The sequence below is a fragment of the Helicobacter cetorum genome (genome assembly GCF_900198405.1).
Lineage (GTDB): Bacteria > Campylobacterota > Campylobacteria > Campylobacterales > Helicobacteraceae > Helicobacter > Helicobacter cetorum_C.
In genome coordinates, this window is the sequence record NZ_FZMR01000008.1 from 50498 (window position 1) to 66238 (window position 15741).

General features: G+C 35.6%; 11 protein-coding genes and 1 tRNA gene. 3 read left to right on the top strand and 9 right to left on the bottom strand.

The window, feature by feature from the left end:
* Positions 1-3: 3 nt before the first annotated feature.
* From C6H25_RS03445 to pgi, 6 genes are all read right to left on the bottom strand, one after another.
* Positions 4-1350 carry a M16 family metallopeptidase gene (locus tag C6H25_RS03445; protein WP_104748074.1) on the bottom strand — a complete coding sequence of 449 codons (1347 nt, stop codon included), beginning with the start codon at positions 1348-1350 and terminating at the stop codon, positions 4-6.
* Complete coding sequence (locus tag C6H25_RS03450; protein ID WP_104748075.1) at positions 1347-2402, bottom strand: quinone-dependent dihydroorotate dehydrogenase; 1056 nt, start codon at positions 2400-2402, stop codon at positions 1347-1349. The genes C6H25_RS03445 and C6H25_RS03450 overlap by 4 nt, the downstream gene beginning before the upstream one ends.
* A gap of 32 nt (positions 2403-2434) precedes the next feature.
* Positions 2435-4465, bottom strand: a complete 2031-nt coding sequence (gene ppk1 / locus C6H25_RS03455; RefSeq protein ID WP_104748076.1) for a polyphosphate kinase 1 — start codon at positions 4463-4465, stop codon at positions 2435-2437.
* Positions 4466-4572: 107 nt separating this feature from the next.
* A tRNA-Pro gene (locus C6H25_RS03460) sits at positions 4573-4650 on the bottom strand.
* 37 nt (positions 4651-4687) lie between these two features.
* A complete protein-coding gene (locus C6H25_RS03465) occupies positions 4688-6598 on the bottom strand; it encodes a motility associated factor glycosyltransferase family protein (protein WP_104748077.1) in 1911 nt (636 codons plus the stop codon).
* A gap of 323 nt (positions 6599-6921) precedes the next feature.
* Positions 6922-8559: a glucose-6-phosphate isomerase gene (pgi, locus tag C6H25_RS03470; RefSeq protein ID WP_104748078.1), complete on the bottom strand. Its 1638-nt coding sequence runs from the start codon at positions 8557-8559 to the stop codon at positions 6922-6924.
* A 63-nt stretch (positions 8560-8622) separates the two neighbouring features.
* On the opposite strand from pgi, the gene C6H25_RS03475 reads away from it, so the two are divergent.
* Entirely contained in the window at positions 8623-9789 is a 1167-nt protein-coding gene (locus tag C6H25_RS03475; protein WP_104748079.1) for an HP1165 family MFS efflux transporter, read from the top strand.
* Here the strand turns inward: C6H25_RS03475 and C6H25_RS03480 are convergent.
* From C6H25_RS03480 to C6H25_RS03490, 3 genes are read right to left on the bottom strand one after another with little or no spacing between them, the layout of a single operon-like run.
* Positions 9781-10782 (bottom strand): glucokinase, encoded by a 1002-nt coding sequence (locus C6H25_RS03480; protein WP_104748080.1) that lies wholly within the window; start codon positions 10780-10782, stop codon positions 9781-9783. The genes C6H25_RS03475 and C6H25_RS03480 overlap by 9 nt on opposite strands.
* Positions 10769-11449, bottom strand: coding sequence for a 6-phosphogluconolactonase (pgl, locus tag C6H25_RS03485; RefSeq protein WP_104748081.1), 681 nt, complete (start codon positions 11447-11449; stop codon positions 10769-10771). Before pgl ends, C6H25_RS03480 begins: the two co-directional genes overlap by 14 nt.
* A 10-nt stretch (positions 11450-11459) precedes the next feature.
* Positions 11460-12737 carry a glucose-6-phosphate dehydrogenase gene (locus C6H25_RS03490; protein ID WP_104748082.1) on the bottom strand — a complete coding sequence of 426 codons (1278 nt, stop codon included), beginning with the start codon at positions 12735-12737 and terminating at the stop codon, positions 11460-11462.
* Positions 12738-12800: 63 nt separating this feature from the next.
* Here C6H25_RS03490 and edd point away from each other — a divergent pair, with 63 nt between their 5' ends.
* Complete coding sequence (gene edd, locus C6H25_RS03495) at positions 12801-14627, top strand: phosphogluconate dehydratase (protein ID WP_104748083.1); 1827 nt, start codon at positions 12801-12803, stop codon at positions 14625-14627.
* 15 nt (positions 14628-14642) lie between these two features.
* Positions 14643-15281 carry a bifunctional 4-hydroxy-2-oxoglutarate aldolase/2-dehydro-3-deoxy-phosphogluconate aldolase gene (locus C6H25_RS03500; protein ID WP_104748084.1) on the top strand — a complete coding sequence of 213 codons (639 nt, stop codon included), beginning with the start codon at positions 14643-14645 and terminating at the stop codon, positions 15279-15281.
* Positions 15282-15741: the final 460 nt, after the last annotated feature.

The window sequence follows — 15741 nt, forward strand, 5'->3', positions numbered from 1 at the left end:
TTCTTAAGGTTTTAAAAACACAGTCGTTGACTGAGCGTCTTTAAAATATGTATTAGCCACGCGCACTAAATCGCTGATTTTTAGGTTAAAAAATTGTTGCTGATAGGTTGTTAAGCCTTGAATATCATTTTGCACTAAATAGTCTGCAAAAAGCCCGGCAACATCACTAGAATTTTCTAAATTGGAAATGAAGTTAACCTTTTGATTGATTTTTAGTTTGTCTAACTCAGTTTGAGTGATTTGACCTTTTTTAAGCTTTTCTAAAAGAGCTACAATTTCCTTCTTAAGAACTTCAGCTTTAACATTAGGATTACCCCCAGCAATGAATAAAAACACGCTTTCATCTTGCAATTGCATGTTATTAGAAAATGCTTGAGAGGCTATGCGTTTTTTATCTACTAATTCCTTTTGTAGCCAACTACTATTCCCACCGCTTAAGAGCATGCTAATAGCATCTAAAGCTACTTGGTCTTCGTGCTTGAAAGCTGGCACTTTGTAACCAAGTGCTACCCATTCTAATTGCACGCCATCTTTATGCACGACTGCCATTCTAGCTCCGTCTTGCTTAGGCTCTTGCATATGGGGGCTAGGAATAGCTTTTTCATCAAGGTTTTTTAAGGGTTCAAAATGTTTTTTAGCTAATTCAAAAACTTTTTTAGAATCAACATCGCCTACAACTAAAATAATGGCGTTTTTAGGTTGGTAATAAAGGGCGTGGAATTTTCTAATATCTTCTATAGTCCAATTTTGAATGTCTCCCATAAAGCCAATAGGTGTCCAATGGTAAGGGTGATAGACATAAGCGGTGTTAAAGAAACGAAAATAAAGCATGCCTATAGGGGAATTATCAGTGCGCCACAATCTTTCTTCTGCTACCACTTGTCGTTCAGGCAAGAACTCATCTTCTTTTAGATTTAAAGAACCCATAGTCTCAGCAAATAGCTCTAAGGATTTATCTAAGTTAGCTTGACTAGTTTTAATAAAATAGCGTGTGATGTCAAAGCTCGTAGAGGCATTACTCACACCTCCAAAACGCTTAACAATCTTATCAAATTCGCCGGCTTTGAGATTTTTAGTGCTTTTAAAGTTTAAATGCTCTAGCATGTGAGCGATACCGCTCTTCCCCATGATTTCGTTTCTAGAACCTACTTTATAAAGCACATCTACTTCTATAACTCCACTCTTATTAGCTAAAGGAACGCTCACGACTTGCAACCCATTTTTTAGGGTAACGCTCTCATGTTTTGGTAAATAAGATTTTGCGTGCATGCTCGCTCCTAAAGCCAATAATAAGACAGAACAAAGCCTCAAAAGTTTTTTATAAGAACCTAAAAACCCAAAATTATTCATCGCAAATTTGCTCCTATAGCCTCTTTGACGCTAGAAAATCCATCTTTTTGAAGTAATTTTACCAAATCTTTAAGGATATTTTGGCATAAATTTGGCCCCTCATAGATAAAAGCGCTATAAATTTGCAATAAACTCGCTCCCATTTTAATCCTTTCATAAGCCTCTTTAGAATCGCTAATACCCCCAACAGAAATTAAAATGGTCTCTTTAAAAAAGGCTTTAGCTAACTCTTTAAAGACCTCACGACTTTTTTTAGTCAAACATTTTCCACTTAAGCCTCCCACTTCTTTAGGAGCATAAACAAGGCTTTTATCAATAGTGGTGTTAGTGGCGATAATCCCACTTGCTCCTGCTTTAATCGCACTATTAACAATTTCTAGCATGTCATCTGTCTTTAAATCGGGGGCGATTTTTAAAAATAAAGGCTTATTAGTATGATCCCTAGCCATATTAAAAAGTTCGCTCACAAAAGTTGTGTTTTGTAAATCTCTTAAATTAGGAGTGTTTGGCGAAGAAAGGTTGAAGGTATAGTAATCGCCAATATTGAGACATTTTTCTAAAACCGCCTTATAATCTTCTAGGGCGTTAGCTTGTTCTATATGTTTGTTTTTTCCAAGGTTTATGCCAATAGGGACTTTATAGGGGACAAAGCGGTTGAAATTACGCACGCCCAAAATCGCCCCATAATTATTAAAACCCATAGCATTTTGCAAAGACTCTTCTTCAACATGTCTAAAAAGCCTTGGTTTTTCATTCCCACTTTGAGCCTCATTAGTGAGAGTGCCAGCCTCTATATGCCCAAACCCAAAAGTTTCTAATGCTTTGAGTAGTTGGGCGTTTTTGTCAAAACCTGCGGCTAATCCTAGGGGGTTAGGAAAATTTAAGCCTAAAATTTCATTTTTTAATCTAGGGTTTGCATAGCCAAACTTAGCATGCGTTAAAGCACACCAAAAGGGCATTCTAGAAAGCACCCTTAAAGTGTTGCAAGCTCTATCATGCACTACTTCTGCATCAAGGCTAAAAAAATACTTTTTCAATAATGAATAAAACATGTTGAAAGTCCTTTATTTAAACATAAGCACTATTAACTCCCTAAACTTATAGGGTGGTTTTCAAAGTAATCTTGTGAATTTAAGGGAGAGTTTTGGTTTGAAATCTTTTTATAGTTCCCTTTAAAATCCAATTCATAGCGTTTTGTCGTGTCTTGTAATTGAATTTCTAAAATGCGTAATAATTTATTAGCAATAGCATTGTTTGTAGCTGGCACTAATAATTCCACGCGCCTTTCTAAATTTCGTGGCATCAAATCTGCACTAGAAAAGTATATATTATCATGTTTGAAATAATAAATGCGTGCATGTTCTAAATATTTTCCTACAATAGAATACACTCTAATATTCTCGCTTAAGCCTTTGACTTGGGGTTTTAAACAACAAATTCCCCTAATTATCAAATCAACTTTAACGCCTTTTTGAGATGCTCTATAAAGCCATTCAATGATTTCGCTATCCACTAAAGCGTTAGCTTTTAAAATGATATGACCTTCTTTTGAATGTTTGATTTCTTTTTGAATGAATTCAATCATCTTGGCCTTGATTTGTTTAGGAGCCATGCTTAAAGTGTTTAATGTGCTTTCTGTTGCACTACTAGTGAGTAATGAATGGAAAAGTTTAATAATGTCGTTAGCGATTTCTTTTTGAGCGCTAAAAAAACTCACATCAGTATAAATTCTTGCGCTTAAAGGGTTGTAATTACCGGTGCTTAAATGGGTAAAATGGCGTAATTGCCCATCAATTTGCTTAGTAATAACAAGCATTTTAGCATGCACTTTAAGCTTAGAAATACCATAAACAACCAAAGCCCCAGCTCTTTCTAAAGCCTTTGCCCAATGCAAATTGCTCTCTTCATCAAAGCGGGCTTTTAATTCTACTAAAACACTCACTTGTTTTTTACTTGCTGCCTCAATCAAGGCTTTGACAATAGGGGAGTGTTTGCCCACACGATAGAGAGTCATTTTAATTGAGAGGGTTTGAGGGTCATTAGAGGCTTGTTCTATCAAATCAATCACAGGCTCAAAGCTTTCATAAGGGTGAAACAGCAATAAATCTTGTTTTTCTATAGCCTTAAATAAATCTTCTTCATTTAGGGGGGGCAAAATTTTGGGCGTGAAATTAGGCGATTTAAGCGTTTTGAAATTGCTATGATTGACTAACTCCCACAAATCCCCTAAGCCTAGCATGACAGCACTTTTATACACATGGGTGCCAGAGAGTTTAAGTCTGTCATGGGAGTGGGTTTGAAAACTTCGTAAAGAAGTTAAAAGAGTGCTTAAAAGCTCTTCATTCCCTCTTTGAGTTTGCAAACGCACGATTTCGCCTTGATTTCTTTTTCTCAAGCTTTCACTCATCAAATCCCCATAATCATGTGCCTCATCTTCAGCGATTTCAATATCTGCATCGCAAGTTACCCTAAAAACCATGCATTCTAAAATTTCATGCCCTAAGAACAATTCCTCTAAATGCGCCTCTATAATCTCTTCAGCTAATACAAATAGCCCCTCTTCTAATTCTATAAAACGAGCTGTGAAAGTGGGTAATTTGATGAGTGCATAAGAGACATTTTGAGTTTTTTTCTCTTTGATTTTGGCAAAAAGTGCGAAAGTCAAGTTGGATAAAGGCGGAAAAGTGTGTGCTGAATCAATCTTAATGGGTAAGACTAAGGGGTATAGTTGCTCTAAGAAATAGGTTCTAGCTTTAGCTTTTTGTTCAAATTGGAGTTTGTTATAAGGGGTTATGCAAAGCCCTTTTTTAGACAGCAAAGCTTGAATTTTTTGAAATTCTAATTCCATTTCTTCAATTTCAAGCACTAAATAGCGTTCAATCTTTTCTAGTTGTTCTTCAGGACTTGCACCATCAGTGCCTTTAGAGACGATTTTGTGTTCATAGAGTTGTTTAAGTCCAGCTACTCTTATCATGTAAAATTCATCTAAATTAGTGCCATAAATGGCTAAAAATTTCAAGCGTTCTAATAGGGGTAAACTCTCATCTTTAGCCTCATTTAAAACACGAGTGTTAAAGCCTAACCATGAGAGTTCTCGGTTGAAGAATTTATTCAATAGAAATCCTTTTTAATGGCAATGTTTAATATAAAAGTTTGTTTAGTGTGATTATATAATGAAAATTTTAATAACCTTAATGGCAAGCGAGTAAAGTTAGTGGATAATGGTCGGAGTAGCGGGATTCAAACCCACGACCTCACCCACCCCAAGGGTGCGCGCTAATCAGGCTGCGCCATACTCCGCAATAAAAGGCGAGTATTATAATGTAAGTTTGCTTAGTTATTGCTTATTTAGTTGGATATTCCATAAAATTAAAAAACAACTTTGATGTAAAAAGTCTTTTAAAATCTCTTTTGTTTGTGTGATAAAGAATGGAATATTTTTTTCTTCAATGTGTAATAAAATAATTAAAACACTCTGTAAGATATGAGCGATACTCCCTTCAAATAAAATGCCTAGTGCTGGGTTTTTAGCACTTGTTGTTTGATTCAATGCATTTAAATAATCTACCCATTCAAACACTTCTTTTTTAGTTTTACATGGCGTATCTAGATGCTTAGAAAAATCGTTTTTAAAATCAAGAAGATTTTTTTGCCAAGTTTTTAAATCGTTAAAGGGATTATTTGGGGGGCTAAAGGCATTTTTAAGATTTTTTATGGCTTGGTTTTTATCAAAATTTTTAGGTTTAAAATCATTATGTTTTAAACTTTGAGCGTTTTTGATTTTAGCTCCATAGCTTAAATTATAGACTTTTTTAGGCTTATAATAATTAAGGGCTTCTTCAATCCTTTCTTTAGAGAGTAAAAAGAGTGAATCACTAAAGCTCTCATAATCTTTGAAATTACTTTCTATACGCATTAAATGTGTCGTAGTGATTTCTTTTTCATTTTTATAATAGGAATTTTTAGCGTGTTTTTTAAACCCTTTAATATAAGCGCAATCTAAAGCGCACAAATAGATTTCATCACTTAATAAAGAAGCTAGGGCTACTCCAGCATTACCCACAAAGGGTGCAGCGAACTCTATATTTAAAGGGCTTACATACGCACACGCACTCCCCCCACGCATAAACAAAAATGCTTCTTTGGCTAAATTAAAGGCGTTAGGATTGAGCATGTTAGCCCCAATTAGGGGGGTGTCTTTTAAGGGGGCAAGTTCCAAAACTTCTTTGAGATAATCTATGCGTTCTACTTCTATTTGAAAATCCACTTTGATGCCATGCTTTTTTAAGGGCTTTAAAGCGGTTCCGCATGAAAAAATGATGAAATTTTGTTGATTTTCTTTTAAAAAATCTAAGAGCAAATCTAGGCTTGGCCCATTACCTACCACGCAAATTGGGGCGTTAATCTTTTTAGGTTTAGTCTTTAGGGTTTTGTATAGGGGTAGGTTTTTAAGCGTGTGATTAAATCCTAGCATTTCATCTTCAAAACTTCCCCACCCCCTTAAGGCTTGTTTATAATAGCTTTGAATGCTTTCTTTCATATGAATGTTAAAAGCGCTTTTATAGGGCATGATTTCTAGTTTCAAAAAAGAATGCGTAACAGGGCGTTTCAAAAAATCCATTTTTAATTCATTAGGATTAAAAAACCCTTGAATAAAGAGTTTAGCCCCATGCTCAATCAATTTTTTATAACCCACAAAATAGCAACTGATTTTAAACAAATCTAAATTTTCTTCAAACAAATAAAGCGCATGAAACGTATAACCTTTAGCTTGTAAAATCGCTAAAAACAAACCATCTAATATACCATAAATCATCGTAGGGGGCAAAAATTTTTGTCCTAAAGAGCAGTGTTTATGGGTATGATTTGTTTGTAAAAAGCTTAAGATTTTATGCGTAGCTTTAAGAGTTAAAGGAAGTTTATCGCTATTTTGATTTTGCAAGTAATTTAAAGAAAGGTTATTATTATCTAACGAGTATCTAGGATTATTTAAGGGGTTATGAGCCATGTTAAAAGCGATTTCTATCATTTGGTTTTTAGGGTAGCTTAAAGCATTAGTAGGCGTGTGTAAAAGATTAAAGCTATTATTTTCAAATAACAATTGATAGTTTTTAAAAGGCGTATTAAGAGCGTTAAAAAGACTAGGGTTATAGGATTTAAAAAAGAGTAAATTATCCCTAAAACGCTTGGAAATTTCTTTTTCTAAAAACGCTGTATCAAAAGATTTTAAAGCTTGCAAAAAATCCACTTCTAACCCTCTTAAATTTTTTAATTTTAGGAATAATAGCGAACATGTTACTATAAAACTAGTTTTCAAATTTTTTAAGTTGTTTCAACATGGTATTGTAAAACAGATATTTTTTTATATGCAACTAAGTATGAAATTTTTAATTGGAAGTTGAATGATAGAATATGCAAGTTTTTATATGATAAAATATGAGTAAAATATAATAGTTTTATTGAATGATAGCACAGATATTAGTTATCATTATAATACTATATAAAATAATCTATATTTATCTAATATTAGCCTTAATGGAATAAAAACTAAAGCACAAAAAGGAGCAAAGCTCACTGATTATACTCTTTATACAATTCTATTAAGTGTTTGGTAGAGCTATCAAAATAAGCGTTGCTTTTATGCCCTTCTAGTTCTTGTAAAATCGGCACGGCTAATTCTTTGCCTAGCTCTACACCCCACTGGTCAAAGCTATTGATATCCCAAATAACCCCTTGCACAAAGACTTTATGCTCATAAAGAGCCACTAATGCCCCCATATTGCTTGGTGAAATCTCTTCTAATAAAAGGACATTAGATGGGCGATTGCCAAAGAACACTCTGTGTTTAGCTAAGTCTTGTGCTTCATCTTTTTCTAAACCTTTTGAAAGCAATTCGCCAAGGGCTTCTTCATAACTCTTGCCTTTCATAAAGGCTTGAGCTTGAGCTAAAACATTGCTGAATAAAATCTCATGATGCCCTTTAGCGTTGCCCTTTTTATTCAATGAAGCGATAAAATCAATGGGCGTTAGATGCGTGCCTTGGTGTAAGAGCTGGAAAAAGGCATGTTGAGCGTTAATTCCTATATCGCCCCAAACAATAGGGCAAGTGTCATAATGGATAATTTCGCCTTTTTTGCTAATGCGTTTGCCATTGCTCTCCATATCAAGTTGTTGGATAAATTTAGGAAAATGCCTTAAATACTGGTCATATGGGGCGATTAAATGGCTCTTTGATTTAAAAAAATTGACATACCACACGCCGATTAAGCCCATTAAAACAGGCAAATTGCTTTTTAAAGGGGCGTTTCTAAAATGTTCGTCCATTAAATACGCTCCTTTTAAAAGGGCGTTAAAATTTTTCTTCCCCAAATAAATCATAATAGACAATCCTATAGCAGACCATAGGCTATAACGCCCCCCTACAAAATCCCAAAATTCAAACATGTTATGCTCATCAATGCCAAATTGTTGCACCGCTTCTTTATTCGTAGAGACCGCTACAAAGTGTTTAGCGATATGTTTTTCATCGCCACTTCTTTCTACAAACCATTTTCTAGCTGTTAGGGCGTTGGTTAAGGTCTCTTGGGTAGAAAAAGTCTTAGAAGCCACAATAAAAAGCGTGCTTGCCGGATTAAGCTTGTCTAAAACATCTAAAATCTGTGTGCCATCTACATTAGAAACAAAATGCATGTTTAATCGTGGGTGGGCGTAGCGTTTTAGGGCGGTGCAAATCATTAGCGCGCCTAAATCTGACCCCCCTATACCGATGTTGACAATATCGGTAATCACTTGGTTGGTATAGCCTAGTTTCTTACCACTTCGCACGCTGTCACTAAAGGCTCGCATGCGTTTTAAAACATTTCTAACACTCTTTAATACTTCCATATCATCTAGTAAAATTTCTGTGTCATTCAAACTTCTTAAGGCAGTGTGTAAAACGGCTCTCTTTTCGGTGGTGTTGATTTTTTTGCCCTTAAACATCTCTTCAATTTTTTCTTTCAATAAGCAATCATTAGCTAGTTCAAAGAGAAGTTTTAAGGTGGTATCATTCAAGCGGTTTTTGGAATAATCTAAACTTAAGCCTTCAAATTGTAAAAAATAGCGATTCGCTCGCTCTTTATCTTTGAAAAACAAATCACGCATATGCACTTCTTTAATTTCTTCATAGTGCTTGAGTAATTTTGGATAAGTCTTTAATTGTGTCAGCATCAAATACCCCTTCATTTAAAAAGATATAAACTATTATAAGCTAGTTTTAATTATAATTTTCATATGGAAACTCTAAGAAAAAACATTTTAGCTTTTTGTGGGGCGAATTTTCTCTTAACTATCGCACAAGGCTTGCCCCATGCGATTTTAACCCCTTTGTTGCTTTCTAAGGGACTAAGTTTAAGTGAAATTTTGCTCATGCAGTCCTTTTTTAGCTTTTGCGTGTTAGTGGCTGAATATCCAAGTGGCGTTCTAGCAGATTTGATGAGTAGGAAAAATTTATTTCTTATCTCTAATGTCTTTTTAATCGCTAGTTTTTCTTTTGTGCTATTCTTTGATAGTTTTACGCTCATGCTTTTAGCATGGGGGCTGTATGGTTTGTATAGTGCATGTTCTAGTGGCACCATTGAAGCTACGCTCATTACGGATATTAAAGAAAATAAGAAAGATTTGTCTAAGTTTTTAGCTAGAAACAATCAAATCGTTTATCTAAGCATGATTATAGGGAGTTCTGTTGGCTCATTCTTGTATGCAAAGGTTCATGCAATGATGTATGTGGTGGCGATTTTTTTAGTGCTACTATGCATGTTAGCGGTCATCTTTTATTTTAAAGAAAGCAAGATGGCTTCTAAAAGTCAAAAGAGTCTAAAATTACTCAAAGAACAGGTCAAAGGCAGTCTTAAGGAGCTTAGAGACAACCCCAAGCTTAAAATTTTGTTGGTAGGGCATTTGATTGTGCCACTCTTTTTTATGAGCCATTTTAACATGTGGCAAGCGTATTTTTTAGCTCAAGGCATCAAAGAGCAATATCTTTTTATATTTTACATCGCTTTTCAAGTGATTTCTATATTGATTCATTTTCTCAAAGCATCTAGCTATAGTCAAAAAATCACTTTGAGTTTTCTTGTGGTGTTATTGAGCGTTAGCCCAATATTACTCACAAACATACCCTATCTATTCATAGGGGTGTATGCGTTAATGGTGGCGTTTTTCACTTACATGAGCTATTGTTTGGGCTATCAATTTTCAAGCTTTGTTTCCAAAAACAATATTTCATCGCTCTCATCACTGATGTCAAGCTGTGTGCGTGTGGTCTCTGTGCTAATCTTATCGCTAAGTAGTTTAGAATTGCACTACTTTTCGCCCCTAAGCATTATCACTACCCACTTTGCTATTACGCTACTAATACTCTTTTTCTTTTTGTATAAAGCTAAGCCGTTTTCAGCTTAGCAAATAATTCTCTAACGCAATGCCTGCTCCATCAAGTCCGGGAGTTTTTTTCAACACGACATGCACAGGAATAGAAGCTAGAAACGCCCCCATACGCCCTTTAGTCTCAAAACGCACTCTAAAAGGCGAAGTTTTAAAATAATCAATAAATCGTGGAATGATTCCCCCACACAAATACACGCCCCCCCTAGCACCTAAGGTAAGAGCCACATCAGAGGCTAGTGTGCCTAGCATCGCACAAAAAGTGTCTAGCGTCAATCTGCATAAAGGATAATCCCCATTCAAAGCCCGTTCGCTAATGATTTGTGGGGTCAGCTCAGCCTTGCTTAACTTGGCCGCTTTTTGAAAGCCTTTGCGTTTGGATAGAGCTTCATAAATCAGCACCAAGCCACTCCCACTCAAAAACCTTTCCGCACTCACATGATTGAATTTAGAGCGAGCGTATTGCCACACTAAAATTTCCAAATCGTCAAAAGGGGCAAAGCTCACATGCCCCCCTTCGCCGGGCAATACTTTTAAAGAACCATCACTATTTTGAATAAGAGTGCTTACCCCTAGTCCAGTTCCAGGCCCCAAAATGGCCTTAGGGGCGTTGATTTCACATTTGATTCCACCCACTTGAGCTAAATCGCTTTCTTGCATCGCACTAATAGCATAGGCTTGTGCTTCAAAGTCGTTTATCACAAGCAATTTTTCTAAGCCCAAACATTGTCTTGTGGTCTCTATAGAAAAAGTCCAGTGGTTGTTAGTCATTTGGACAAAATCGCCCATAATAGGCGTAGCCACAGCAAAAGAGCCATAAATAGGGCGTAACTCAAGGCATTCTTTACATTTAGAGAGATAGAAACGCACCGCATCGCTTAAACTCTCAAAATCTTTACATTGTAAAACTTCAACATGCTCAATTTGTTGTGGGGCGACTTCTAAGCCAAAGCGTGCGTTTGTGCCACCGATATCGGCTAATAGTCGTGGGTAAGTTTTAGTCTTTGGCATAATATATCTCCGTAGTAACTTTTTTAGAGTGTAAAATTCTAGCAATCGGCAGAGAGTAGGGGGCATTTTCTTGCAAAGCTTTTTCTAAAACTTCTCTTTTTTCAGTTCCACTAATGCTTAAAAAAAGTTTTTCGCAATTTTCTAAGGCATTAATGGACATGCTGAGTCGCTCATAAGGGGCGTTTGTAGGTTTTGTAAAGACAATATTTTCTTTTTCTTCATTTAAAAAGGCATTCGTTTCAGGAAAGAGACTAGCCGTATGCCCATCAGTTCCCATGCCTAAAATGGCTAAATGGGGCTGTTTGAAATGCTTGTTAGCGAAGTTAAAAAGTGCATTTTTATCGCCCAAATTATCGCCTAAAAGGGGGATAAAGCGTGCGTTTTTGGCGTTATTTTGTAATAAATAATCGTGCAATAACTTGGTGTTGCTATCATTAGAACTTGGTGTTACTATGCGTTCATCTACCAAACTCACTAAGCAATGTCGGTATTCTAAATCTAAAACGCTCAATTTTTGCAATAAGCTAATGGGCGAACGACCTCCAGAAAAAGCGATAGCAACTTCGCTGTGTTCTCTTAAAGTGGCATTAAAAAATTCCTTAAAATTTTCTATTAAAGCCTTGTGGCAACTTTCTAAACTCTCAAATTCAAATAATTGATAACCCATGAAATTCCTTTTATTGATAGAGTGGTTTTAAAAATTCTAATTCGTTTAGATTATGGCTTTCATAGAAATGTAAGGGCGTGGTATTGTTTATAAAACTCTCTATAAGCGTGTCAATAAAAACCCATGACGCTTCTAATTCCAGCTGGTGGGCGAAATTGTTTTGGTTATTTTGTATTGCATCATAGAGCAATTTGGCATAGGGTTGTAAAGATTCATGTGTGTTATGAGTCTCTAAAATAAGGGGGTTTTGATTGTCTTTTAGAGTGAGAGTGATTTTATTTTGAGAGAGAGAAAATTCTAGTGTGTTAATTGAATTGAAATGGATTTTCACACTCGCTTGATTATGGGGCATTTTTTTAGCGGTTTTGAGATAGAAAGGCACATTTTTAAATTTAGGTGTGTCTAAAAAGGCTTTAATGGCGACAAAAGTCTCTGTTTGGCTCTCTTTGTTGACATTATTTTCATCTCTATAACCTTGATATTGAGCTCGTATAACTTGTTTTTTAAAATCTTTAGGGGGTTGTAAGGTCTTTAAAACCTTGATTTTTTCTTTTCGTAAATCTTTTAAATCGCTGGGTAAATCTGTAGCAATGAGGGACAAAATTTGTAAAATATGGTTTTGAACCATATCCCTTAAAGCCCCGACTTTATCGTAAAATTCGCCCCTTTCTTCTACCCCCAAAGTTTCATACAAGCAAATTTCAACCGAACTGATTTGCTCCCATAACGAGTTGAAAATAGGGTTATTCAAGCGTAACTCAAGGATATTTTGAACGCCTTTTTTTCCTAAATAATGGTCAATTCTAAAAATTTGTTCTTCCTTAAAATAGGCACTGATAGTTTGAGCGATTTTTTTACAAGTATTCAAATCATGCCCTAAGGGCTTTTCTAAAATCAGGCGAGCGTTAGGGTGGTTGAGCGAGTTTTTGGCTAAATTTTGAGCGGTAGTTGCGAAGAAACTTGGAGCGATAGAAAAATAAAAAATCAAAGGTTTATTTTTTGTAACGATTTTACTCAAGCTTTCAAAGTCTTTAGAGTTATCCAAACGCACACAAAAATAGCTAAGATGGGCTAAAAATTCTTTGCCCTTTTGTCTTGTGTCTAATTGTGTTTTTTCACAAAGAAGCGTTAAAAACTCTTTGCTAGACAAGTTTTTACGCCCAGATGCGATAATTTTAGTGCTTTCTTTAAACCCATAATGGATATAAATTTCATAAAGCGAAATAAAGAGTTTTCGCATGGCTAAATCGCCTGTTGCCCCAAAAAGAACCAAATCAAAATCTAACATAAGCACCCTTAATTGTAAGTGTTTTTGAGTTATTATATAAAATCTTATTTTAAAAGGAACGCCATGCCTAAGCATTCTTTAAAACAAATCAAAGAAAAAATTACAGAGCGTAGCAAAAAAACAAGAGATTTTTATTTAGAAAATACCTTTAACCCTAAGAATAAGCCACAAGTTGAGAGCTTAGGTTGTGCGAATTTAGCCCATGCCTATGCGAGCGTGCCAGAGCATTTGAAAATGCCTTTAAGCTCGCATAAAAAAAAGCATTTTGCTATCATTACCGCTTATAATGACATGCTTTCAGCCCACCAGCCTTTTAAAAACTACCCTGATTTGATTAAAAAAGAGTTGCAAGAGCATAATGCCTATGCGAGCGTAGCTAGTGGCGTGCCAGCAATGTGTGATGGTATCACGCAAGGATACGCTGGCATGGAATTGAGCCTATTTAGTAGAGATACCATCGCTTTAAGCACAGCTATAGGATTAAGCCATAATGTTTTTGATGGGGCGTTTTTTTTGGGTGTGTGTGATAAAATTGTGCCGGGTTTGCTTATAGGGGCGTTAAGCTTTGGAAATTTAGCGAGTATTTTTGTGCCAAGTGGTCCTATGAGTAGTGGGATAGAAAATTATAAAAAAGCCAAAGCACGCCAAGATTTTGCAACCGGAAAAATTAGCAGAGAAGAATTACTAAAAGTGGAAATGCAAAGCTATCATAGCGTAGGCACTTGCACTTTTTATGGCACCGCTAATTCTAACCAAATGATGATGGAATTTATGGGTTTACATGTGGCAAATTCTAGTTTTATCAATCCTAACAACCCCTTACGCCCTGTTTTAGTAGAAGAAAGTGCTAGAAAATTAGCTAGTGGCAAGGTTCTACCCTTAGCCAAACTCATAGATGAAAGAAATATCCTTAACGCTCTTATAGGCTTAATGGCAACAGGGGGTTCTACAAACCATACTTTACATTTAATTGCTATCGCTAGGGCTTGTGGGATTATTCTTAACTGGGATGATTTTGACGCTATTTCAAATCTCACGCCCCTTTTAGCTAAAGTTTATCCTAATGGCTCAGCTGATGTGAATGCTTTTGAAGCGAGTGGGGGATTGGCTTTTGTCATTAAGGAATTGTTAAAAAACGGACTTTTATTTGAAGACGCTCACACCATTATGGATACAGAAAAAGAAAAAGGCATGCAACATTATACTAAAAACCCCTTTTTAGAAGACAATCATTTGGTGTATAAAAATGCCATAGAAAATAGCCTAAATACGGAGATTTTACGCCCATTCTATGAGCCTTTTGCTACTAATGGGGGGCTTAAAATTTTAAAGGGTAATTTAGGGCGAGCCGTGATTAAAATCTCAGCTATTAAAGAAGAACATAGAAAAATCAAAGCACAAGCGATTGTTTTTAGAACTCAAAGCGAGTTTTTAGAACGCTTTAAAAATAAAGAATTAGAGAGAGATTTTATTGCTATTCTACCTTTCCAAGGGCCTAAATCTAATGGCATGCCAGAGTTACACAAACTCACCACACCTTTAGGGGCATTACAAGATATGGGTTACAAGGTCGCACTCATTACTGATGGGCGTATGAGCGGGGCGAGTGGAAAAGTGCCAAGTGCCATTCATTTAAGCCCTGAAGGGGCATTAAATGGAGCGATACTTAAGATTAAAGATGGTGATTTAATAGAATTAGACGCTCCTAATAACGCTTTGAATGTGCTTGAAAAGGATTTTGAGAATAGAGAAATCAACCCCTTGTTTTTAGAAACTTTAAGAGATTTAGAAAAGCCAAGTTTTGGTGTGGGTAGAGAGCTATTTACTAGCTTAAGACTGAATGTTAATAGTGCCGAAGAAGGTGCAATGAGTTTTGGTATAAAAATATAATATGAAGGAGTTAAAATGCAAAAGAAAATAAGAGAGTTTTTACAAATTAGCCCTATTGTTCCTGTGGTTGTGATTGAGAGTTTAGAAGACGCTGCGCCACTCGCACAAAGCCTAATAGAAGGGGGTATTAAAATTATAGAAGTAACTTTGCGTTCAAGCTGTGCTTTAGAAAGTATAGAGCTTATTATTAAGAGTGTGCCAGATATGTGTGTGGGTGCTGGCACGATTTTAAATACCACTCAATTAGAGCAAGCTAGAAGTAGGGGGGCGGAGTTTTTTATTAGCCCAGGTCTTACGCCCACTCTTTTAGAATATGCAAAGAAAAAAGATATCCCCCTAATACCCGGAGTTTCTAGTAGTAGTGAAGTCATGCAAGCCTTAGAATTTGATTATAACACCTTAAAATTTTTTCCAGCAGAAAATTGCGGTGGCACTAAACTTTTAAATGCCTTTAATGGTCCTTTTAAAGAAGTGAAATTTTGCCCCACTGGTGGTATTAGTTTGAATAACATGCAAAATTATTTGAATTTAGAAAATGTTTTATGTATAGGGGGGAGCTGGCTTACGCCTAAAGACTTAGTTAAAAACAAAGAGTGGGATAAAATCACTAATTTAGTTAAAGAGAGCTTGACCCAAGCTAAAAATATTGTGTAATCCTTTAAGCTTAGTCTAACTCATAGCTATATTTTGTTATCTTTTTAAGACAATCTAAAAATAATTACTAGCTCAAAATTAAAATTTTGAGCTTTTCTAAGATTTTAATCAGTAATTAATGTTCTTATGCTTAAAAACTTAAAATGGTTTTTAAAAAACTCAATGTATGTTTTTAGTTTTTATTGTTGTTTTTAGCTCTCTAACTTCCTTAATGGATTAACCCCCACTACACACCATCTCTAAAATATAGATTTAAGTTTTTAACATCTTTTTAACCATTTAACCCCTAAAACCCCCACAAATACCCTACATAATCTGTCACTTATACACATTTCCGAGCCCACGAGACCAGAGAGGTACTCGTATGCCGTCTTACTCTTGAAAAAATAAATCAAAAAAACAAACACAATGACCTAATAACGGTCACGTTACTGACTTTTGTACATGACTCTTATCAAAA

Bases quoted from the DNA above. Each gene is read 5' to 3' on its own strand.
- C6H25_RS03445 (WP_104748074.1), bottom strand. From the start codon at position 1,350: ATGAATAATTTTGGGTTTTTAGGTTCTTATAAAAAACTTTTGAGGCTT.
- C6H25_RS03450 (WP_104748075.1), bottom strand. From the start codon at position 2,402: ATGTTTTATTCATTATTGAAAAAGTATTTTTTTAGCCTTGATGCAGAA.
- pgi (WP_104748078.1), bottom strand. From the start codon at position 8,559: ATGCTGACACAATTAAAGACTTATCCAAAATTACTCAAGCACTATGAA.
- C6H25_RS03475 (WP_104748079.1), top strand. From the start codon at position 8,623: ATGGAAACTCTAAGAAAAAACATTTTAGCTTTTTGTGGGGCGAATTTT.
- C6H25_RS03480 (WP_104748080.1), bottom strand. From the start codon at position 10,782: ATGCCAAAGACTAAAACTTACCCACGACTATTAGCCGATATCGGTGGC.
- pgl (WP_104748081.1), bottom strand. From the start codon at position 11,449: ATGGGTTATCAATTATTTGAATTTGAGAGTTTAGAAAGTTGCCACAAG.
- C6H25_RS03490 (WP_104748082.1), bottom strand. From the start codon at position 12,737: ATGTTAGATTTTGATTTGGTTCTTTTTGGGGCAACAGGCGATTTAGCC.
- edd (WP_104748083.1), top strand. From the start codon at position 12,801: ATGCCTAAGCATTCTTTAAAACAAATCAAAGAAAAAATTACAGAGCGT.
- C6H25_RS03500 (WP_104748084.1), top strand. From the start codon at position 14,643: ATGCAAAAGAAAATAAGAGAGTTTTTACAAATTAGCCCTATTGTTCCT.